Genomic DNA, 20,505 nt, shown 5'->3' on the forward strand with positions numbered 1-20,505 from the left:
GGCGGCCGTGCGGGCCGCCCGGCCCCCGATCGTGCCGGAGAGGTCAGTGCACGATCATCTTCTCCGAGCCGGCGCCGGTCAGCGCGCGGACCTCGAGCTCGGTGTAGCGGTCCTCGGCGGTGGGCTCCTTCGACGTGATCGTCCCGAGGAAGCCGAACAGGAAGCCCAGCGGGATGGACACGATGCCGGGGTTCTCCAGGGGGAACCACGAGATGTCGACGCTGGTGGGCAGCAGCGACAGGTTCTTGCCCGTCGGGTCCAGACCCTTGCCCGAGACGACCGGCGAGAAGATGACCAGGCCGATCGAGGACACCAGCCCGCCGTAGATGCTCCACAGCGCGCCGCGGGTGTTGAAGCGCCGCCAGAACATGTTGTAGATGATCGTCGGCAGGTTCGCCGACGCCGCCACCGCGAAGGCCAGGGCCACGAGGAAGGCGATGTTGAGGTTCTGCGCCGGGATCGCCAGCAGGATCGCGACGAGCCCGATGCCGGCCGCCGCGTAGCGGGTCACCTTGATCTCCTGCTCCTCGGAGGCCTGACCCTTCTTGATGACGCTGTTGTAGATGTCGTGGGCCACCGAGGCCGACGACGTGAGCGTCAGGCCCGCCACGACCGCCAGGATGGTCGCGAACGCGACCGCCGCGATGATCGCCAGCAGTACGGCGCCGCCGGTCGAGCCCGCGCCACCGCCCACGGCCTCGGCCAGCAGCGGGGCCGCCAGGTTGCCGGACGCGTCCAGCTCGCCGGAGGCACGCAGGCCCGGGATGTCCAGCAGGGCCGCGGCACCGAAGCCGAGCACCAGCGTGAACAGGTAGAAGGTGCCGATCAGGCCGATCGCCCAGAGCACCGACTTCCGTGCGTCGCGCGAGGTCGGCACGGTGTAGAAGCGGATCAGGATGTGCGGCAGCCCCGCCGTGCCCAGGACGAGCGCGATGCCGAGGCTGATGAAGTCGATCTTGCTGGTCGCCGTGGCGCCGTACTTCAGCCCGGGCTCGAGGAACGCCTGGCCCGAGCCGGAGTTGGAGGCCGCGGTGCCCAGGAGCTCGGAGAGGTTGAAGTCGAACTTCGCCAGCACCAGCACGACGATGAGGGCGGAGCCGGCCATGAGGAGGACGGCCTTGACGATCTGCACCCACGTGGTGCCCTTCATGCCGCCCACGGTGACGTAGAAGATCATCAGCGCGCCCACGCCCAGGATGACGATGTTCTTGACCGCCTGGTCGCTGACGCCGAGCAGCAGCGCCACGAGGGCGCCCGCCCCGACCATCTGCGCGAGCAGGTAGAAGATCGAGACGACGACGGTCGAGGTCGCCGCCGCCATGCGCACGGGGCGCTGCCGCATCCGGAACGCCAGCTGGTCGGCCATCGTGTAGCGCCCGGAGTTGCGCAGCATCTCCGCGACCAGCAGCAGCGCGACCAGCCAGGCCACGAGGAAGCCGATGGAGTAGAGGAAGCCGTCGTAGCCCGACAGCGCGATGGCGCCGGAGATGCCGAGGAACGACGCCGCCGACATGTAGTCGCCGCCGATCGCGAGACCGTTCTGCACCGGCGAGAACGAGCGGCCGCCGGCGTAGAAGTCGGCCGTGCCGGAGGTCTGGCGGCTGGCCCAGAACGTGATGCCGATGGTCAGGGCGACCACGGCAAGGAACAGGATCGTGGTGAGTACCTGGTCGTCCATGTCAGAGGCCTTCCTCGTAGCGCTCGTTGAGCTGTCGCGCCAAGGGGTCGAGCTTGGCCTCGGAGAACCGGCTGTAGAGCCACGCCAGCAGGAACGTCGTCACGAACTGCAGCAGCCCGAAGACCAGCGCGACGTTGATGTTGCCGAGGAGCTGGTGGTCCATGAACCCGCCGGCGTAGTTGGACATCAGGATGTAGAGCAAGTACCACGACAGGAACGCGAGCGTCGCCGGGAACACGAAGCCCCGGTAGAGGCGCCGGAGCTCGACGAACTCCGGGGCGGCCGCCAGCTCGTCGTAGACCGGCGCATGGCGGTCTGGCTGGGAGTGCGGGTTGACGTCGGACGCCACGGGAGGACCCCTTTCGAGCGGCTCAGGGTGAGCACGATGTGATGGGCGTCACCGTAGGAGCGCGCGCCGCCGAGGGAGAGGGGTCGCGCCCGGGGCTGCGGCCAGCGGGTCCCGCGCTGCGACGAACGGTCGGTTGCGGACGACGAGCGGCACGTCGGTCGTCGTGGGTTGAGGAGGTCGCGCAGCGACCGTCTCGAAACCCGGTGAGGGGTCGAGTCCCTTCCGTGGGTTTCGAGACGGGACTTCGTCCCTCCTCAACCCACGGGGGCGTGAGCGCGTGAGGTCCGTGAGGGCGTGAGGACAACGTGACGTCGGCTTTGCGGCTGCTCGTGGGCGGGCGAAACCTGCGCTGCCTTGGATGAGGGCATCCGCACCCCCACAGGAGCCCGACGATGACCCTCACCACCGACCCGCCGCCCACCGCGCCCGCCGCCGCCACCAGCGCAGCGGCCCCACCCGCCCGGCGCACCGGCCGCTGGATCGACGACTGGCGCCCCGAGGAGCCGGAGTTCTGGGCCGAGACCGGTCAGCAGGTCGCGCGCCGCAACCTGCTGTGGTCGATCTTCGCCGAGCACCTCGGCTTCTCGGTGTGGCTGATCTGGTCGGTCTCCTCGGCCTTCCTGCTCTCGGTCGGCTTCTCCTACAGCCCCCAGCAGCTCTTCGTGCTGGTCGCGCTGCCCAACCTGGTCGGCTCGCTGCTGCGGCTGCCCTACACGCTGGCGGTGCCGAAGTTCGGCGGGCGCAACTGGACGATGGTCAGCGCCGCGCTGCTGCTCATCCCGACGCTCGGGTTCGCCTACGCCGTGCAGCACCCGGAGACGCCGTTCTGGGTGTTCTGCCTGATCGCGGCGACGGCCGGCCTCGGCGGCGGCAACTTCGCCAGCTCGATGGCCAACATCAACTTCTTCTACCCCTCCGCCAAGAAGGGCGCCGCCCTCGGCCTCAACGCCGCGGGCGGCAACCTCGGGGTCTCGCTGATCCAGCTGTTCCTGCCGGTCATCGTGGGCGGGGCGGGGATCTTCGGGATCGTCACGGCGTCGGCCGGGGGAGTCCACCTGGAGCGCGCGGCCTGGGTGTACGCCGGCCTGGCGGTCGCCGCCACACTGGCGGCGTACCTGTTCATGGACAACCTCGGCACGGCCGCCTCCAAGCCGCGCGAGCAGCTGCAGGTGGTCCGCAAGCCGCACACCTGGATCATGGCGTTCCTCTACATCGGCACGTTCGGCTCGTTCATCGGCTACTCCGCGGCGATGCCGCTGCTGATCAAGCTCAACTTCTGGGTGCCGGAGCCGGCGCCGCTGGGCACCGGCATCTACTTCGCCTACTTCGCGTTCCTCGGGGCGCTGGTCGGGTCGATGACGCGGCCGCTGGGCGGTTGGCTGGCCGACCGCTACGGCGGCGCCAGGGTCACGCTGGGTGCGTTCACCGGCATGGTCGTCTTCACGCTGGCGGTCCTGTGGACGCTCACGCAGCTCACGCCCAACCCGACCGCCGAGCCGGGCATCGCGAGCGACAACCAGTCGTGGTTCCCGTGGTTCCTGGGCTTCTTCCTCTGCGTGTTCGCCGCGACCGGGATCGGCAACGGCTCGACGTACAAGATGATCCCGGCGATCTGGCGCACCGAGGCCGAGCGCGCGACCGAGCCGGGTACGCCGCAGCGTGCCGCCGCGCTGCTGGCCGCCACCAAGCAGGCGTCGGCCGCGATCGGCGTGATCGGCGCCGTCGGCGCGGTCGGCGGCTTCCTGATCCCGATCGCGTTCAGCTCGCCGTGGGTCGACGACCCCATGTCGGCGACCAAGGGCGCCTTCGTGGTCTTCACCGCCTTCTACGTCGCCTGCGCGGCTGTCACCTGGGGGGTCTACCTGCGGCGTCCCTCGACGGCGAGGGCGACCAGCCTCGCGGGCGCCGGCATCTGAGCCCTGATGACCCACACCCACTGTCCCTACTGCAGCCTGCAGTGCGGCATGTCCCTGGAGCGCACGGGGCGGGCCACCCTCGAGGTGCGGGCCTGGCCGGACTTCCCGGTCAACGAGGGCGCGCTGTGCCGCAAGGGCTGGACGGCCGCCGGGCTGCGGGGGAGCCGTGAGCGGCTGACCTCCCCGCTCGTGCGCGACCGGGCCTCCGGCGAGCTGCGCACGGCGTCGTGGGACGAGGCCCTCGACCTGGTGGCCGGTCGGCTGCTCGCCCTGCGCGAGTCGCACGGCCCGGACTCGGTGGCCGTCTTCGGGGGCGGGGGGCTCACCAACGAGAAGGCCTACCAGCTCGGCAAGCTGGCCCGGGTCGCGGTGGGCACCTCGCAGATCGACTACAACGGCCGCTGGTGCATGTCGTCGGCCGCCTCGGCCGCCAACCAGGCCTTCGGCATCGACCGCGGGCTGCCGTTCCCCCTGGCCGACGTCGAGCAGACCGACGTCCTGGTCCTGGTCGGCTCCAACCTCGCCGAGACCATGCCCCCGGCGGCGCGCCACCTCGACCGGCTGCGCGAGCGCGGCGGGCACGTGGTCGTCGTCGACCCGCGGCGCACCGCGACCGCCGAGCGGGCGGACACCTTCCTGCAGCCCGTGCCGGGCACGGACCTGGCGCTCGCGCTCGGCCTGCTGCACCTCGTGGTCGCCCTGGGCGGCGTCGACGAGGAGTACGTCGCCGCGCGCACCACCGGGTTCGACGCCGTGCGGCGCGCGGTCGCCGCCTGGTGGCCCGAGCGGGTCGAGCGGGTGACGGGGGTGCCCGCCTCCGAGCTGCGCGCCCTGGCCGGCCTCCTGGTCGGCGCGGACAAGGTGACGGTGCTGACCGCCCGGGGCGCCGAGCAGCACGCGCAGGGCACCGACACGGTGCTCGCGTGGGTGAACCTCACGCTGGCGCTGGGGATGCCGGGCCGCGCGTCGGCCGGCTACGGCTGCCTGACCGGTCAGGGCAACGGGCAGGGCGGGCGCGAGCACGGCCAGAAGGCCGACCAGCTGCCCGGCTACCGGATGATCGACGACCCGGCGGCGCGCGAGCACGTGGCGCGCGTCTGGGGCTTGCCCGCCGCCTCGCTGCCGGGGGCCGGCCGGTCGGCGTACGAGCTGCTCGACTCGCTCGGGACCGACGGTGGGGCCAGGGCCCTGCTGGTGTTCGGCAGCAACATCGTGGTCTCGGCGCCCAACGCGACGCACGTGACGCGGCGGCTGGAGGCGCTCGACCTGCTGGTCGTCGCCGACCTCGTGCTCTCCGAGACCGCGGCGATGGCCGACGTCGTGCTGCCGGTGACGCAGTGGGCCGAGGAGACCGGCACCATGACCAACCTCGAGGGTCGCGTGGTGCTCCGCGAGCGTGCCGTCGCGCCGCCGGACGGCGTGTGGACCGACCTCGAGGTGATGGCGGGCCTGGCGTCGCGGCTGGGGTCGCCGGTCGACTTCTCGGCCGACGCCGAGGAGGTGTTCGCCGAGCTGGGCCGCGCCTCCGCCGGCGGGCGGGCCGACTACGCCGGCATCACCTACGACCGGATCCGCGAGGAGCACGGTGTCTTCTGGCCCTGCCCGAGCGCCGAGCACCCGGGGACGCCGCGGCTCTTCGCCGACTCGTTCGCGACGCCGGACGGCCGCGCGCGGTGCGTGGCGGTCGAGCACCGCGGACCGGCCGAGGTCGTGTGCGCGGACTACCCGGTGCACCTGACGACCGGGCGGGTGCTGGCGCAGTACCAGTCCGGCGCCCAGACCCGGCGGATCCGCGACCTGCCCGACGACGGCCCGTTCGTCGAGCTGCACCCGATGCTGGCCGACCGCATCGGCGCCCACGACGGCGACCTCGTCGTGGTGACGACCCGGCGAGGGGAGCTCAAGGCGCCCGCCCGCGTCGTGTCGACGATCCGCCCCGACACCGTCTTCGTGCCCTTCCACTGGGTCGGCGCCAACCGCCTCACCCACGACGCGCTGGACCCGTCGAGCCGGATGCCGGAGTTCAAGGCCTGCGCCGCGGCGGTGCGCACGTGAGCGCCGTCGGTCGGGTCGTGGTCGTCGGCAGCGGCATGGCGGCCACGCGGCTCGTGGAGGAGCTGGTCGCGCGGGGCGCAGGCGCGGACGTGGTGGTGCTCGGCGACGAGCCGCACGCGCCGTACAACCGGATCCTGCTCTCCGCCGTGCTCGAGGGCACGCACCCGGCCTCCGCGCTGACGCTGCGCGAGCCGCGCTGGTACGCCGAGCACGGGGTGGACCTGCGCCTCGGCGCGCGCGTCCTCGGCGTCGACCGCGAGCGCCGCGACGTGATGCTCGTCGATGGCACGGTCGTGCCCTACGACCGGCTCGTGCTCGCCACCGGCAGCATCCCCTCGCTGCCGCCGATCCGGGGGCTGGTGCGCCTCGACGGCCGCCTCCGCGAGCGCGTCCACGCCTTCCGCTCGCTCGACGACTGCACCCGGCTGATGGGCGCGCTCACCTCGCTCGGCGTCCCGGACCCGTGCGGTTTGGTCACCAACCGCACGTCCGGGGGCCGGGAACCTGCGGTTTGTGACCAAACCGCAAGGTTGAAGCCGGCCCGGGCGGTCGTGGTCGGCGGCGGCCTGCTGGGGCTGCAGGTGGCGCGGGCGCTGAGCGTCCGGGGGCTCGACACCGAGATCGTGGAGGGCGGGGAGCACCTGCTCCGCAGCCAGGTGGGGAGCCCGGCGGGCCAGGTGCTCGCGCGCGACCTGCGGCGGCTCGGCACGACGGTCTACACCGGGGCGCGAGCGGTCCGCCTCACCGACCTCCCCGCCGACACCGGCACCGACACCGACACCGGCGGCGTCGGCCTGCGGCTCGACAACGGCTACACGCTCGAGACCGACCTCGTGGTCCTGACCGCCGGCGGCCGGCCCTCGACCGCACTGGCGCGCGGGGCCGGGCTGGAGGTACGCCGCGGGGTCGTCGTCGACGAGCACCTCGCCTGCGTCACCGACCCCGACGTCCACGCCCTCGGCGACTGCGCCGAGCACGCCGGTCGCACCACGGGCTTCGTGGCCCCGGCGTGGGAGCAGGCGGCGCTGCTGGCCCACCACCTCACCGCACCCTCGACCGCCCTCACCTACACCGGCAGCCGCACCGTCGCCCGGCTCCGCGCGACCGGCCTGGACGTGGCCGTCCTGGGCGACCCCGAGCGGGCGACCGCCGACGGCGGCGACGTCGTCGAGGTCACCAACCCCGTCGTCGGCTCCCACCGCAAGCTGGTGGTCCGCGACGGCGTCATCGTCGCGGCGACGCTGGTGGGCGACCTGAGCCGGATCGGCCTCATCACCCAGTACTTCGACCACGGCACCCGCCTGGCCGGCACCGAGCCCGGCCAGCTGCTCATGGGCGACCGCACCGCGCCGCCCTCACGCCTGGCCGACGACGCCGAGATCTGCGCCTGCGCGGGCGTGAGCGCCGGGAGGATCCGCGCCTGCGCCTCGCTCGACGAGGCCCGCGACACCACCCGCGCCACCACCGGCTGCGGCGGCTGCGCGTCCGCCGTGCGTGAGCTGCTCGCCACCCGACCCGCCCTGTCCGGCACCACCTGAGGGAGATCCCATGTCACCGCACCACAGGAAGACGCTCGTCGTCGCCGGCCACGGCATGGTCGGCCACCGCTTCGTGCAGGCCGCGATCGAGCGCGGCCTCACCGAGACCTACGACGTGGTCGTCGTCGGCGAGGAGCCGCGGGCGGCGTACGACCGCGTGGCGCTGACGTCGTTCTTCGAGGTCGGCGCCGACGGGCTGTCGCTCCTCCCGGGCGGCGCGTACGACGACCCGCGGGTGCGGCTGGTCCTGGGCACCTCCGTCGACGCCGTCGACCCCGAGACGCAGACGGTGCTCCTCGGCACCGGCGAGGTGCTGGTCTACGACGAGCTGGTCCTGGCCACGGGCGCGACGCCGTTCGTGCCGCCGGTGCCGGGGCGCGACCTGCCCGGCTGCTTCGTCTACCGCACCATCGAGGACCTCGAGGCGATCCGCGAGGCCGCCTCGGTGGCCACCGTCGGGGCGGTCATCGGCGGCGGGCTGCTCGGGCTGGAGGCGGCCAACGCCCTGTCCCAGCTGGGGCTGGAGACCCACGTGGTCGAGATGGCGCCGCGGCTGATGGCCGTGCAGGTCGACGCCGCCGGCGGGGCGACCCTCGCACGTCACGTCGAGAAGCTCGGGCTCACCGTCCACACCGGCGCCCTGACCGAGGGCGTGCTGGGCGAGGACCGCGTCACCGGTCTGCAGCTCAAGGACGCCGAGCCCATCGAGGCGCAGGTCGTCGTCTTCTCCGCCGGCATCCGCCCGCGGGACGCACTCGCCAGGGACGCCGGGCTCGACCTCGCCGAGCGCGGCGGCGTCCTGGTCGACGAGCGGTGCCGCACCTCCGACCCGCACGTCTGGGCGATCGGGGAGTGCGCGGCGCCGGGAGGGCGGATGTACGGGCTGGTCGCGCCGGGCTACGCGATGGCGGAGGTCGTCGTCGACGCCCTGCTCGGAGGTCCCGGCCAGTTCACCGGCGCCGACATGTCCACCAAGCTCAAGCTCCTCGGCGTCGACGTGGCCTCCTTCGGCGACGCACACGCCGCCACCGAGGGCGCGCTGGAGCTGGTCTTCGCCGACGCGGTCGCCGGGCACTACAAGAAGCTCGTGGTCTCCGAGGACGGCAGGCACCTCCTCGGCGGCGTCCTGGTGGGCGACGCGTCGGCATACGGCGTGCTGCGGCCGATGGTCGCCAGCGGCATCGAGCTGCCTCCCAACCCCGAGGACCTGATCCTCCCGGCGAGCCGGGGCGTGCCCGAGATCGGGCTGCCCGACGAGGCGGTCGTCTGCTCGTGCAACAACGTCACGAAGGCGACGATCCTGGACCACGTGGCCCGGGCGGAGGAGCCCTGTGCCGACGCCACCTGCGTCACGAGGTGCTCCGGAGCCGGGAGCACCTGCGGCTCCTGCAAGCCGACGGTCAAGAAGATCGTCGAGGACCACTTCGCCTCGGTCGGCAAGGTCGTCGACCGCAGCCTGTGCGAGCACTTCGCGCTGACCCGCCAGGAGCTCTTCGACGTCGTGGCCGTGCACGGCTACCGCAGCTTCGACGAGGTCGTGGGAGGCCACGGGAGCGGCCGCGGCTGCGACGTCTGCAAGCCGACCGTCGCCTCGATCCTGGCCAGCCAGCTCAACGGGCACGTCCTCGAGACCGGGCGCGGCACGCTGCAGGACACCAACGACGCCTACCTCGCCAACATCCAGCGCAACGGCACCTACTCGGTGATGCCGCGGATCGCCGGCGGGGAGGTGACGCCCGAGGGGCTGATCGTGCTCGGGGAGGTCGCGCGCGACTTCGGGCTCTACACCAAGATCACCGGCGGCCAGCGCATCGACCTGATGGGCGCCCGCATGGAGGAGCTGCCGGCCATCTGGCGCCGCCTGGTCGACGCCGGCTTCGAGTCGGGCCACGCCTACGGCAAGTCGCTGCGCACCGTGAAGTCCTGCGTGGGCTCGACGTGGTGCCGCTACGGCGTCCAGGACTCCACCTCGCTGGCGATCATGCTGGAGAACCGCTACCGCGGCCTGCGGTCGCCGCACAAGATCAAGGGCGGCGTCAGCGGCTGCGCCCGCGAGTGCGCCGAGGCGCGCGCCAAGGACTTCGGGGTGATCGCCACCGAGAAGGGCTGGAACCTCTACGTCGGCGGCAACGGCGGCGCCTCGCCGGTGCACGCGGTCCTGCTCGCCGGTGACCTCGACACCGAGACGCTCGTGCGCTACCTCGACCGCTACCTCATGTACTACATCCGCACCGCCGACCGCCTCCAGCGCACCGCGCCCTGGATGGCCTCGCTCGACGGGGGGATCGAGCGGGTCCGCGCGGTCGTGGTCGAGGACTCCCTCGGGCTCGGCAGCGAGCTGGAGGCGGCGATCGAGGCCCACGTGGACGGCTACTTCGACGAGTGGAGGGCGACGCTGGACGACCCCGACAAGCTCGCCCGGTTCGTCTCCTTCGTCAACGCCCCGGACGTCCCCGACCCGCACATCACGTTCCGCGAGGAGCGCGGCCAGCCGGCGCCGGGGGACTCCGCCGGGCCGGTGGTCCTCGGCGCGACCATCGGAGTCGGCGCGCCCGCGGTGACGTCATGACGACGACCCACGCGGCGACGTACACGACCGTCTGCCGGCTCGACGACATCGAGCCCGAGGGCGGCGTGCTGGCGCTGGTCGCGGGCGAGGCCGTGGCGGTCTTCCGGACCTACGACGACCGGGTGTTCGCGCTGTCCAACTACGATCCCTACTCACGGGCGTCGGTGCTGGCCCGTGGGATCGTCGGGACACGTACGGTCGAGGGTGACGAGGTCACCTTCGTGGCCTCGCCGATGCACAAGCAGGCGTTCGACCTCAGCACCGGGCAGTGCCTCGACGACGCGGCGGTGCGGGTCCCGACGTACGACGTCCAGGTGACCGAGGACGGCACGGTGCTCATCGGCGGGCTCATCGACGAGCCGGCCGCCAGGCTGACGGGAGGTGGCACATCGAGCTCGTAGAGGAGACCGACGCGACGGTCGGCGCCACGCTGCCCCTGGCCGGCTACCGGATCGGGGTCACCGCCGCGCGCAAGGTCGACGAGCAGGTCCAGCTCTTCGAGCGCCGCGGCGCCACCTGCGTGTGGGCCCCGGCGCTGTCGACCGAGCCCAACCAGGTCGACGACGCCTCGCTGCGCGCCGCGACCGAGGAGGTCCTGAGCAAGCCGGTCGACGTCTTCCTGGCGACGACCGGCATCGGCATGAAGGGCTGGTTCGCGGCGGCCGAGGGTTGGGGGATGCTCGACGAGCTGCTCGCCGCGCTCGGCCGGTCCGAGATCCTGGCGCGCGGCCCCAAGAGCGTGGGCGCCCTCCGGCGCCGCGGCCTGCGCGAGCTGTGGGCGCCGGAGTCGGAAGAGTTCGAGGACGTGCTGGAGCACCTCCGCGGCCGTGACCTGACCGGACTGCGGATCGTGGTGCAGGAGCACGGCCAGTCGCTGTCGATGGTCGCGCACGCGCTGCGCCGGCGCGGCGCCGACGTCACCACCGTCACCGTCTACCGGGTCGCGAGCGCGGAGGACCCGGGGCCGATGTTCCACCTGGTCGACGAGATCGCCGACCGTACCGTCCACGCGGTGACCTTCACCTCCGCGCCGGCCGTCGCCGCGCTGATGCAGGCGGCCGGCTCCACCGGCCGCCGTGAGGAGGTCGTGGGGGCCTTCCAGGCCGACGTGATCGCCTCCTGCGTCGGCCCGGTCACCGCGGCGGCGTTCGAGATGTGGGGCGTGCCGACGATCTACCCCGACCGCTCCCGGCTGGCCGCGATGGTCAAGCAGCTCGAGACCGAGCTGCCCTCGCGCACGTCCGGCTCGTCGTTCGAGGTGGCCGGCCACACCCTGCTGCTGCACGGCGACGAGGTGCTGGTCGACGGCGTCGAGGTCAAGCTCTCGGCGGCGCCGTTCGCCGTGCTCCAGGCGCTGCTGGTCAACCCCGGCCACGTGGTGTCGCGCCGCGAGCTGCTCGCCGCGCTGCCGTCGGGCATCGCCGGCTCCGAGCACGCCGTCGAGATGGCGGTGGCGCGGCTGCGCGCGGCCGTCGGCACCAAGATCGTGCAGACCGTCGTCAAGCGCGGCTACCGGCTCGCGGTGGCGACATGAGGCTCGTGACCGTCGCGCACGGCACCCGCAAGGCGTCCGGCAACGAGGTGGCGCGCGAGCTGACCGCCGCGGCCGGCGAGCGGCTCGGCGTCGAGGCGGTGTGCTCCTACGTCGAGCTGTCCGACCCGCTCTTCGAGGCGGTCGTGGCGGCCTCGGCCGAGGCCACCGTCGTCGTGCCTCTGCTGCTGTCGACCGGCTTCCACGTCCGCCAGGACCTGCCGCGGATGGCGGAGGCCGCCGGCGGGCCGCTGGTGCTGGGCCGCCCGCTCGGGCCGCACCAGCGGATCGCCGAGGTGCAGCTGGCGCGGCTGGTGTCGGCCGGTGCGTCACCCGGTGCGGGTCGGCTCGTGATGGTCGCCGCCGGCTCCTCCGACCCGCTCGCCACCCGCGACCTGACGCGCGCCGCCGAGCTGCTGGGCCGACTCTGGGACGGCCCGGTCGAGGTCGCGACCCTCTCCGCGCTCGGCAGCCGCCCGGCCGAGGTCGTGCGGCCCGGCGACGTCGTGTCGCCGTACCTGCTCTCGCCCGGCTACTTCGCCGACCGCGCCCGGTCGGAGTCGCTCGACGCCGGCGCCGTCCTCGTCGCCGACGTCATCGGACCGGACCCTCTCGTCGCCGACCTCATCGCGCAGCGGACGCTCGCGCTCGACGCCGTGCGGCGGTCGGCGTAGGAGCAGGTTTACCAGCATCTGCTGAAAAACCTGCTCCGCCTACCCCCGGTCCAGCTCGAGCGCCTCGGGCGTGTGCAGCCGCACCATGAACCGCCGAGCGTGGGCGGGCACCCGCGAGGCGGTGGCACGCGAGACCAGCACCATCGTCACGAACGCCAGCGGCACGCTCCACGCGGCGGGCTGCTCGAGCAGCACGCCCGGCCAACCGTCGGAGGAGCCGTCGACGAGCGTCCACAGCACGCCGACCCCGGAGCCCAGACCGCCGGCGAGGAGCCCGGCCACCGCGCCGACGTCGGTGAGGCCGCGCCACCAGATCCCGAGCAGCAGCAGGGGGCAGAACGTCGAGGCCGCCACGGCGAAGGCCAGCCCCACGGCGCGCGCGACGCCGACGCTCGGCAGGGCCAGCGCCACCGCCAGCGGGACCGTCACCGCGATCACCGCGCCGACGCGGAACGCCGCCACGCCCGACAGCCGTCGCGCGCGCAGCAGCCGCGGGGTGAGGTCCTGGCTCAGCACGCCGGCCACCGCGATGGCCAGGCCCGACGACGTCGACAGGAACGCCGCGAACGCCCCGGCGGTCACCAGTCCGGCCAGCAGCTCGCCCCCGACACCGGGCACCATGAGCCGTGGCAGCTCGAGCACGAGGACGTCCGAGCGGCCGGACGCGGCGAGCTCGGTGGCGTAGACCCGCCCGAGCGCGCCGTAGACCGGCGGCAGCAGGTAGAACACGCCGAGCAGCACCAGCACCACCAGCGTCGTACGGCGTGCGGCGCGGCCGTCGGGGTTGGTGTAGAACCGCACGACCACGTGCGGCAGCCCCATCGTGCCGAGGAACGTCGCGACGATGAGCGAATAGGTGAGGTAGAGGCCCTCGGTGCCGCCGCTCGCGAGCGGGACCGACCAGTCGGCGTCGGCCGGCATCCGGCTGCCCGGCGCGCCCTCGCCCGCCCAGACGACGAGCAGGACGGCGGCCGGCAGGAGCAGGGCGGTGAGCTTGAGCCAGTACTGGAATGCCTGCACGAAGGTGATGCTGCGCATCCCGCCCGAGGACACGTTGGCCAGCACCACCAGCCCGACGATCACCGGCCCCAGCCACGTCGGGGCGCCGACCGCGGCGCGCAGCGTGAGCCCGGCTCCGTGGAACTGCGGCAGGAGGTAGAGCCAGCCGATCGCCACTACCATCACCGAGCACAGCGTGCGCACGCGCCGCGACCCCAGCCGGGCCTCCGCGAAGTCCGGCAGGGTGTAGGCGCCACTGCGACGCAGGGGCGCGGCGACGAGGACCAGCAGCAGGAGGTAGCCGGCGGTCCAGCCGATCGGGTACCACAGCATGTCCGCGCCGAAGGTCAGCACCAGCCCGGCGACACCGAGGAAGGACGCGGCGGAGAGGTACTCCCCACCGATCGCCGACGCGTTGAGCCCCGGCCGCACCGAGCGGGACGCCACGAAGAAGTCGCTCGTCGTCCGTGAGAACCGCAGTCCCCACGTGCCGATCAGCAGCGTCGTGACCGTCACCAGCACCACCGCGACCAGGCCGGTCACGCTCTCGGTGCTCATCGAGGACTCATCGGGTGCTCATCGAGCGCTCATCCGTCGGCCTCGCTCATCAGCTCGGCGAAGTCGCGCTCGTTGCGCTCGGCCCTCCGCACGTAGGACCAGCCGAGCAGCACCAGCAGGGGGTAGACGAGCGCGCCGAGCAGCAGCCACGCCAGCGGCACCGGACCCACGCGTACGGCGGACAGGCGCGGCAGCAGGTGGAAGGCCAGCGGCAGGCTGCCCACGCTCACCACGAGCAGCGCGATCGTGCGCAGGGCCAGCCGCAGCTGCTCGCGCAGGAGCGAGCCGAGGTAGACGTGGCCGAGCCGGGTCTCGTCGTCGATGTCGCCGGTCCGCGCGCGAGGGGCGTGCCGCCGGGGCGGCCCCGTCACCCGCACCCGCTCGGGCCGCCCCTCGCTCACGACTCCCCGCGGTGCAGCAGCAGGTCGCGCAGCTCGCGGGTGTGGCGGCGGCTGACGCCCAGCTCGACGACGTCCGCCGCCCCCGGCGGGCCTCCGACCACGACCGAGCACCGGCCGGAGTCCATGCGCACCTCCCGCACGTGGGCCAGCGCGACCAGCAGCGAGCGGTGGATGCGCACGAACCCGGCCGGGCGCCACTCCTCCTCCAGCGTGGAGAGCGGGGTGCGGATGAGGTGCGAGCCGCCGGCGGTGTGCAGCCGTGCGTAGTCGCCCTGGGCCTCGACGTGGGTGACGTCGGCCCGGTCCACGAAGCGCGTCACCCCGCCGCGCTCGACGGGGATCTGCGCGTCCTGGCTGGGGCCCGGTGACCGGTCGCCGCCCGCCACCACGCGCCGTACGGCCTCGGCGAGACGGTCGGCGCGCACCGGCTTGAGCACGTAGTCGACTGCGTGCAGCTCGAAGGCCTCGACGGCGTGGGCCTCGTGGGCGGTCACGAACACCACCGGCGGCGGGCTGCGGAAGCGCGAGAGGACCTGCGCGAGGTCGAGGCCGGTGAGCCCGGGCATCTGGATGTCGAGGAAGACGCAGTCGACGTCGGTCTGCTGCAGGGTGCGCAGCCCCTCGGCGGCGGAGTCGCAGGTGCGGACCTCGCCGACCCGCTCGTCGCGCGAGAGCAGGTAGGCGAGCTCGTCGAGGGCCGGCCGCTCGTCGTCGACGACCAGCACCCGCAGCAGCGGCGGCGTCACACCTGCACCCCCGGCGCGAACTTCGGCACCCGCACGATCACCTTGGTGCCGGCGCCCGGCGCGGTCTCGACGACCAGGCCGTAGTCGTCGCCGTAGGTGTTGCGCAGCCGGCTGTCGACGTTGCCCAGGCCGACCGAGTCGAGCGCGGTGTCGCCGGCGAGCGCACGCCGTACCTTGTCGGGGTCCTCGCCGACGCCGTCGTCCTCCACCTCGATCACGCACTCCTGCCCGCGGTCCAGCGCCCCGATGCGCACGTGCCCGGCGCCCTCGACGTTGGCGAGGCCGTGGCGCACGGCGTTCTCGACGAGGGGCTGGATGCAGAGGAAGGGTACGGCGACCGGCAGCACCTCGGGCGCGATGCTCAGCGTCACGCGCAGCCGCTCCCCGAAGCGCGCCTGCTCCAGCAGGAGGTAGCGCTCCACCGAGCGCAGCTCCTCGGCCAGCGTCGTGAAGTCGCCGTGGCTGCGGAAGGAGTAGCGGGTGAAGTCGGCGAACTCCATCAGCAGGTCGCGGGCGCGGTCGGGGTCGGTGCGCACGAAGCTGGCGATGGCGCCCAGCGAGTTGTAGATGAAGTGCGGGCTGATCTGCGCGCGCAGGGCCCGCACCTCCGCCTCGATCGCGCGGGTGCGCGACGCGTCGAGCTCGGCCAGCTCGAGCTGACCCGAGACCCACTGCGCCACCTCGTCGGCGGCGCGCGCCAGCCCGGCGGTGGGGTAGGGCGCGAAGGCCTGCAGGGTGCCGACGATCCGCTCCTCGACGACCAGCGGGCTGACGACCGCCGTGCGCACGGGGCAGCCGGTCTCCTCGCACTGCAGGTCGGAGCGGTCGAAGACCCGGGTCGCGCCGCGGTCGAGGGTGGCCGCGACCAGCGCGGCCGCCTGGTCGGTGTGGTGCTGGCCGGTGCCGTCCCAGGCGAGGGCGGCGGCGGTGTCGGTCAGCGCCATCGCGGGCGTGCCGAGCAGCGAGCGCAGGTGGCGGATGGAGCGCTCGGCCGAGTCGGTGGTCAGCCCCTCACGCAGGGCCGGTGCGGCCAGCGACGCGCGGTGCAGCGTGCGGAACGTCGCGCGGTCGGCCTCGGTGCCGAGATGGGTCCGCCGCCAGGCCCTCATGGCTCAGCGGAAGTCGATGAGGAGCATGCCGCTGTCGTCGTCCGTGGGCGGCGGGACCGGCCCGTCGGCGGGGTCGTGGTCGCCGTCGCGATGCCCGCCCTGCCGGTCGTCGTGCCGGTCGGAGGGGCGCTCGATCGTCAGCGGGTCCGGCTCGGGCCGGTCGACGACGGTGGCGCGGAAGCAGCGGGTGACGTAAGGCAGCTGCATGCCGTCCATGCCGCGCCCGTAGTCGTCGTACAGAGCCAGCACGTCGGCCAGCCGGGCGACGCGCGCCTCCTCGTCGAGGGCGATCACGTCCGAGCGGGAGCGCACGAGGTCCTGGATCGACTCGCGGTGCACGGTCTGCCAGTGCTTGAAGTCCTGCTCCTCGGCGCTGCGGAAGTGGCGCGAGCCCGCGAGCACCGCGACGGGGTCGACGTCGTCGCGGCCGGTCGAGCCGATGATGCGGCCGAGCTTGCGCACCCAAGGGATGCGCTCGTCGCGGTCGTTGCGCACGATCGCGAGGTGGCCTCCGGGCTTGAGGACCCGCGCGATCTCGGGCAGCGCGCGCTCGTGGTCGAACCAGTGGAACGCCTGCGCCACCACGACGACGTCGTAGGAGGAGTCGGACGCGGGGATGTCCTCGGCGCCGGTGAGCGAGGCCCGGACGTCGGGCAGCCGGCGCTGCAGCACGTCGAGCATCGCGGCGTCGGGCTCGGTGGCGTGGACGTCGTGCCCCAGGGCGACCAGCTGCTCGGTGAGCTTGCCCGTGCCGGCCGCGAGCTCGAGCACGGTGAGCGGCTGCTCGGCGGTCAGCCAGGCCGCGGCGTCCCGGGGGTAGGTGGGGCGGCCGCGGTCGTAGGCGTCGGCGACGCTCCCGAAGGAGCGGGCGGGAGGCAGGTGGTCGGTCATCGGGGTCGAGGCTACCCGCGGATAGCCTTCGGCCGTGGCTTCCGATCCCCTTGCGTGGCTGGTGTCTCTCGAAGGCGTCCCCTCGGCGTACGCCGCCGTGCGCGACGGCATCGACGTCATGCTGCGCGACCGGGGGCTGCGGCGTACCTCCCCGGAGACCACCGCCGAGTCCCTGCTGCGCGGCGCCCACGCCAGCGCGGTGCTGGAGGGCTCGTCCTCGACCCTCGCGCAGGTGCGCGAGGGCGCCGGCGACGAGACCGCCCAGGACGTGCTGCGGATGTCGACCGAGATCCTCGGCCTGGCGCCGCTCGTGGGTCGCAGCCCCGCCCAGGCCTTCGCCCGGCTGCACGCGCTGGTGTCGTCGGGGTCGCTGCCCGACGACCAGCGTGGCCGCCCGCGCGACGCCGAGTCCGCGGCCCGGCTGCGCGACATCGGCGCCCTGCTGACGCGCCCCACCGACGCGCCGGCCCTGCTCGTCGCGGCGCTCATCCACGGCGAGCTCGTCACCGCGGCGCCGTTCGCCTCCCACAACGGCGTCGTCGCCCGCGCCGCCGAGCGCCTGGTCATCGTCGCCCGCGGCGTCGACGAGAAGTCGCTGGTCGTTCCCGAGGCCGGCCACCTCGCGCTGCGGCCGGCGTACGAGTCGAACCTCGTCGGCTACGCCGAGGGCGGCGCGGCCGGCATGCACGCGTGGGTGCTCTACGCCGCCGAGGCGTTCGCCGCCGGCGCCGAGGCCAGTCCGTTGCGGCGGGCGGCGGGCTGAGGCGCGCGCAGTTTCCCCAAGGTATGCAGGGAAGCTGTCACTTCCCTCGGTGTGCAACGCGAGGGAAGTGACGTTCGGGCTAGGTAGGTCGTCGTCGACCTGGCACCGGGGCGGCGGTCGACCGAGGGAAGTGCGGCTTCGCCTGCATACCTTGGGGAAACGGCAGGAGCAGCACCCAGCGACCAGCATGCAGGTGGCGCCCGGGTCTCGAGGACCCGAACGCCACCGCTGACACGTGAGCACGAGGCTACCAAGCGTGCATCGTCTAAATGCTGCTCCGGGAAGACCCCGGTGACAGCGCCCTCTAAGAAGGGAGATCGCCGCGTGGGTACCGGGCTCGCGTGCTGCTCTTGAGTTGTCTGTTCCCAGTTCTACGCCCCTCGGGCAGCGGGTACAAGGGTTGACATTCGCTCAGGGGGCGAGACGCGCCCGGAGCTCGCGGCCCAGGGGCGGCTGGCTGGTGCCGAGGTCGCCCGGCAGCACCGGCTCGCCGTCCGGCGTACGGCCGGAGAGGTAGAACGTCACCCGGTCGACGTCGTCGCCGAGCACGTCGGCGAGGGTCGCGACCGCGGTGCGGAGCACAGCCAGGAACGTCGGGGAGTCGGCGACGTCGACGACGCCGTGGAGCGAGCCGCCGCCGTACTGCTGGTGGTGGTAGGTCAGCGAGTGCGACGAGACGCCGGTCAGCGCTGCCACCGCGTCGCCCACGGCGTGGGTCACCGACGACTCGTCCGGGCGGCTGCCGAAGACTCGCGACAGCAGACCCATGGCGTCAGTCCCCTCGGCTCACCGGAACGTCCACGGCGGTCGCCGACCCGCCGGGACCGACGAGGAACGGCGCGAGCGTGGACTGGTACTGCTGCAGGGTAGCCGCGTCGGCGCCGCCGGCGGCCATCTGCTCGCGCACGGAGCTGATGTACTCCTGGTAGGAGTGGTTGGTGGCGGGGTCGAACACGTGGCTGGGGCTGTCGAGCGTCACCGTGCTCGCCGGGGTGGGGAACTGGCCCGAGGTCGTGACGCCGCCGAGGTCGAGTCGCGGCACCCAGTCGTTGCCGTGCTGGATCTGGAGCACCTGCACGCCGGGAGCGACCTGCATGTGGTCGATGGGGGCGCCGTACGTCAGCACGTGCGTCACGCCGTAGCGCTCGACGATCGCGGGGTCCGAGGCCAGCTGCCCGGCGATGATGCCGCCCTGGCTGTGGCCCACGAACATGACCGGCGAGCCGGCCGGGATGCCGGCGTTGTCCATCGCCAGACGCACCGACTCGGCGGCGGCCGTGGGGTTGCCGGCGACGAGGCCGAGGTTGGCCGAGAGGTCGCGCGGCTGACCGCCCGCGGAGGGCGACCAGCTCTCGGTGCCGGGGATGGCCACGATGTACGCCGGCGTGCCGGTGCCGTTGTCGACCTTGGTGATCCGCACGTCGCCGTCGCTGCCGGGCGCCATGCCGACGTTGTAGCCGTCGGCCACCCCCTGCATCAGCGACGGCAGGTCGGTCGGGCGGGTCACGGCCGGCTGGAAGGGCCCGGCCGCGGTCGGGTCGGTGGGGGCGTCGACGGGGGTGCCGGCCAGTCCGCGTCCCTCGCCGAACCAGCGCTCGTCCTCGCCGGTGACCAGGTTGACCACGCTGCCGACCCCGGCGCCGGCGGTGGCCAGGGCGCTGGCGGCGATCTCGGCGACGGACCAGTCCTCCTTGCCGGTGAGGACGTCGCCGATCTTGCCGACCAGGCCACCGGCGTGGTCGAGCGTGCGGCCGATCCCGGAGAAGAACGCGCCGAGGTGCTGACCCAGCCAGGCGCCGAGTCCGCCCTGCTTGGTCTGCTCGAGGGTGCTCGGCGCGCCGCCCGCCACGGTGGTGCCGCCACCGGAGCCCGAGTCGGAGGTGGCGTCCTGGGCCTCGGCCTCCTGACGGATCTGCAGCGCGAGGCCGGTGAGGTGCTGGGCGGCCTGGTCGAGGCTGGGCCGCTCGACGCCCTGCCACGAGTCGCGGGTGCGGTCGGCGTCGGAACCGGTCCAGTCGAAGGCGTACAGCAGCGCGTCCAGCCGGGTCGCCAGCTCCTTGATCTCCTGGGCGCCGTTCTCCAGCTGTCCGCTCGCCGCCAGCCCGGCGGCGGTGTCCATCCCGTGCGTGACCACGCTCATGACGCGTCCTCCAGCGCCCGGACGAGCGCCTCCATGGCGCCGGTGACGTCCCAGATCACGAGGTCCGCGACGGCGCCGGGGGCCTGCGGCCGGATCGTGGTGCTGCCGTCGCCGTGCTGCTCGACCGACCACAGCTCGTCGGCGGTGGTCAGCCAGCTGCGGACGACGACGCTGCCGAGCCGGTCGCCCTCACCCACCACCGTGGCGATGACGACCGAGGCCTCGCACGCCTGCACGAAGCCGGGACCCGGCTCGCGGGGCTCGGGCGCGGGACGCCCCTGGGGATCCTCGCGCAGGGGCCCGACCGGCGGCAGGAGCTCGCGGATGGTGGGCCAGAGCTGGTCGGTCGGGAAGCTCGTGGAGACCCCGTCCTCGACCGCCACCGACTGCGCGCCGGCAAGCTCGATGTCGACGCGACGCGTGGTCTCCGCGTGGGTGACCGCGACCCGCAGGGCGACGGTGGGACGTCGCGGGCGACCCGCGTCGAGGGGGCCGGGCTCGTGCGGCTGGGCGGACGTCATGGGCTGACGCTAGGGGTGCGCGGGTGGTCGCGGCAGGTGGAAGGTTCCGTCTTGCGCGGGCCCTCGC

18 protein-coding genes are annotated in these 20,505 nt (G+C 73.5%); 8 read left to right on the forward strand and 10 right to left on the reverse strand.

Features of this window, described 5'->3' with window-relative positions; all coding sequences use genetic code 11:
• Nucleotides 1–43: 43 nt before the first annotated feature.
• Both E4622_RS15180 and E4622_RS15185 read right to left on the reverse strand, forming a co-directional pair.
• Entirely contained in the window at nt 44–1,678 is a 1,635-nt protein-coding gene (locus tag E4622_RS15180; RefSeq protein ID WP_134741060.1) for a cation acetate symporter, read from the reverse strand.
• 1 nt (nt 1,679) lies between these two features.
• Entirely contained in the window at nt 1,680–2,027 is a 348-nt protein-coding gene (locus E4622_RS15185; RefSeq protein WP_134741061.1) for a DUF485 domain-containing protein, read from the reverse strand.
• Between the two features lie 392 nt (nt 2,028–2,419).
• Here E4622_RS15185 and E4622_RS15190 point away from each other — a divergent pair, with 392 nt between their 5' ends.
• The 7 genes from E4622_RS15190 to E4622_RS15220 are packed head-to-tail and all read left to right on the forward strand — an operon-like array spanning nt 2,420 to nt 12,310.
• Nucleotides 2,420–3,943: an MFS transporter gene (locus E4622_RS15190; RefSeq protein WP_134741062.1), complete on the forward strand. Its 1,524-nt coding sequence runs from the start codon at nt 2,420–2,422 to the stop codon at nt 3,941–3,943.
• A gap of 6 nt (nt 3,944–3,949) precedes the next feature.
• The gene (locus E4622_RS15195; RefSeq protein ID WP_134741063.1) at nt 3,950–5,998 is read left to right on the forward strand and encodes a molybdopterin oxidoreductase family protein; all 2,049 of its coding nucleotides are present in this window, start codon (nt 3,950–3,952) and stop codon (nt 5,996–5,998) included.
• Nucleotides 5,995–7,536, forward strand: a complete 1,542-nt coding sequence (locus E4622_RS15200; RefSeq protein ID WP_245156051.1) for an FAD-dependent oxidoreductase — start codon at nt 5,995–5,997, stop codon at nt 7,534–7,536. The genes E4622_RS15195 and E4622_RS15200 overlap by 4 nt, the downstream gene beginning before the upstream one ends.
• 10 nt (nt 7,537–7,546) lie before the next feature.
• Complete coding sequence (nirB, locus tag E4622_RS15205; protein WP_134741064.1) at nt 7,547–10,105, forward strand: nitrite reductase large subunit NirB; 2,559 nt, start codon at nt 7,547–7,549, stop codon at nt 10,103–10,105.
• Nucleotides 10,102–10,506: a nitrite reductase small subunit NirD gene (nirD, locus tag E4622_RS15210; RefSeq protein WP_134741065.1), complete on the forward strand. Its 405-nt coding sequence runs from the start codon at nt 10,102–10,104 to the stop codon at nt 10,504–10,506. The genes nirB and nirD overlap by 4 nt, the downstream gene beginning before the upstream one ends.
• 35 nt (nt 10,507–10,541) lie before the next feature.
• Entirely contained in the window at nt 10,542–11,639 is a 1,098-nt protein-coding gene (locus E4622_RS15215; protein ID WP_280633773.1) for a uroporphyrinogen-III synthase, read from the forward strand.
• A complete protein-coding gene (locus E4622_RS15220) occupies nt 11,636–12,310 on the forward strand; it encodes a CbiX/SirB N-terminal domain-containing protein (protein ID WP_134741066.1) in 675 nt (224 codons plus the stop codon). Before E4622_RS15215 ends, E4622_RS15220 begins: the two co-directional genes overlap by 4 nt.
• A gap of 39 nt (nt 12,311–12,349) precedes the next feature.
• Here E4622_RS15220 and E4622_RS15225 read toward each other — a convergent pair whose 3' ends face one another.
• Genes E4622_RS15225 through E4622_RS15245 form a run of 5 tightly spaced genes read right to left on the reverse strand, consistent with a single transcriptional unit; the run spans nt 12,350 to nt 17,014 of the window.
• Nucleotides 12,350–13,867: a cation acetate symporter gene (locus tag E4622_RS15225; RefSeq protein ID WP_134741067.1), complete on the reverse strand. Its 1,518-nt coding sequence runs from the start codon at nt 13,865–13,867 to the stop codon at nt 12,350–12,352.
• A gap of 29 nt (nt 13,868–13,896) precedes the next feature.
• A complete protein-coding gene (locus tag E4622_RS15230) occupies nt 13,897–14,268 on the reverse strand; it encodes a hypothetical protein (RefSeq protein WP_134741068.1) in 372 nt (123 codons plus the stop codon).
• Nucleotides 14,265–15,014: a LytTR family DNA-binding domain-containing protein gene (locus E4622_RS15235; protein ID WP_134741069.1), complete on the reverse strand. Its 750-nt coding sequence runs from the start codon at nt 15,012–15,014 to the stop codon at nt 14,265–14,267. The genes E4622_RS15230 and E4622_RS15235 overlap by 4 nt, the downstream gene beginning before the upstream one ends.
• Nucleotides 15,011–16,123: a histidine kinase gene (locus tag E4622_RS15240; RefSeq protein ID WP_134741070.1), complete on the reverse strand. Its 1,113-nt coding sequence runs from the start codon at nt 16,121–16,123 to the stop codon at nt 15,011–15,013. Before E4622_RS15240 ends, E4622_RS15235 begins: the two co-directional genes overlap by 4 nt.
• A 3-nt stretch (nt 16,124–16,126) precedes the next feature.
• Nucleotides 16,127–17,014: a class I SAM-dependent methyltransferase gene (locus E4622_RS15245; protein WP_134741071.1), complete on the reverse strand. Its 888-nt coding sequence runs from the start codon at nt 17,012–17,014 to the stop codon at nt 16,127–16,129.
• 34 nt (nt 17,015–17,048) lie between these two features.
• Between E4622_RS15245 and E4622_RS15250 the strand changes: the two genes are divergently transcribed.
• Nucleotides 17,049–17,777 carry an oxidoreductase gene (locus E4622_RS15250; protein ID WP_134741072.1) on the forward strand — a complete coding sequence of 243 codons (729 nt, stop codon included), beginning with the start codon at nt 17,049–17,051 and terminating at the stop codon, nt 17,775–17,777.
• Between the two features lie 411 nt (nt 17,778–18,188).
• Here E4622_RS15250 and E4622_RS15255 read toward each other — a convergent pair whose 3' ends face one another.
• Genes E4622_RS15255 through E4622_RS15265 form a run of 3 tightly spaced genes read right to left on the reverse strand, consistent with a single transcriptional unit; the run spans nt 18,189 to nt 20,438 of the window.
• Nucleotides 18,189–18,545, reverse strand: a complete 357-nt coding sequence (locus E4622_RS15255; protein ID WP_134741073.1) for a hypothetical protein — start codon at nt 18,543–18,545, stop codon at nt 18,189–18,191.
• 4 nt (nt 18,546–18,549) lie between these two features.
• Nucleotides 18,550–19,917 (reverse strand): hypothetical protein, encoded by a 1,368-nt coding sequence (locus E4622_RS15260; protein ID WP_134741074.1) that lies wholly within the window; start codon nt 19,915–19,917, stop codon nt 18,550–18,552.
• Nucleotides 19,914–20,438, reverse strand: a complete 525-nt coding sequence (locus E4622_RS15265) for a hypothetical protein (RefSeq protein ID WP_134741075.1) — start codon at nt 20,436–20,438, stop codon at nt 19,914–19,916. The genes E4622_RS15260 and E4622_RS15265 overlap by 4 nt, the downstream gene beginning before the upstream one ends.
• Nucleotides 20,439–20,505 lie beyond the last annotated feature (67 nt).

The sequence above is a fragment of the Nocardioides sp. 503 genome (assembly GCF_004522095.1).
Taxonomy (GTDB): Bacteria; Actinomycetota; Actinomycetes; order Propionibacteriales; family Nocardioidaceae; genus Nocardioides.

Excerpts from the sequence above, each read along its gene's own strand:
- E4622_RS15240 (WP_134741070.1), bottom strand. The coding sequence starts at position 16,123 with ATGAGGGCCTGGCGGCGGACCCATCTCGGCACCGAGGCCGACCGCGCG.
- E4622_RS15225 (WP_134741067.1), bottom strand. The coding sequence starts at position 13,867 with ATGAGCACCGAGAGCGTGACCGGCCTGGTCGCGGTGGTGCTGGTGACG.
- nirB (WP_134741064.1), top strand. The coding sequence starts at position 7,547 with ATGTCACCGCACCACAGGAAGACGCTCGTCGTCGCCGGCCACGGCATG.
- nirD (WP_134741065.1), top strand. The coding sequence starts at position 10,102 with ATGACGACGACCCACGCGGCGACGTACACGACCGTCTGCCGGCTCGAC.
- E4622_RS15245 (WP_134741071.1), bottom strand. The coding sequence starts at position 17,014 with ATGACCGACCACCTGCCTCCCGCCCGCTCCTTCGGGAGCGTCGCCGAC.
- E4622_RS15265 (WP_134741075.1), bottom strand. The coding sequence starts at position 20,438 with ATGACGTCCGCCCAGCCGCACGAGCCCGGCCCCCTCGACGCGGGTCGC.
- E4622_RS15195 (WP_134741063.1), top strand. The coding sequence starts at position 3,950 with ATGACCCACACCCACTGTCCCTACTGCAGCCTGCAGTGCGGCATGTCC.
- E4622_RS15255 (WP_134741073.1), bottom strand. The coding sequence starts at position 18,545 with ATGGGTCTGCTGTCGCGAGTCTTCGGCAGCCGCCCGGACGAGTCGTCG.
- E4622_RS15220 (WP_134741066.1), top strand. The coding sequence starts at position 11,636 with ATGAGGCTCGTGACCGTCGCGCACGGCACCCGCAAGGCGTCCGGCAAC.
- E4622_RS15180 (WP_134741060.1), bottom strand. The coding sequence starts at position 1,678 with ATGGACGACCAGGTACTCACCACGATCCTGTTCCTTGCCGTGGTCGCC.
- E4622_RS15260 (WP_134741074.1), bottom strand. The coding sequence starts at position 19,917 with ATGAGCGTGGTCACGCACGGGATGGACACCGCCGCCGGGCTGGCGGCG.
- E4622_RS15190 (WP_134741062.1), top strand. The coding sequence starts at position 2,420 with ATGACCCTCACCACCGACCCGCCGCCCACCGCGCCCGCCGCCGCCACC.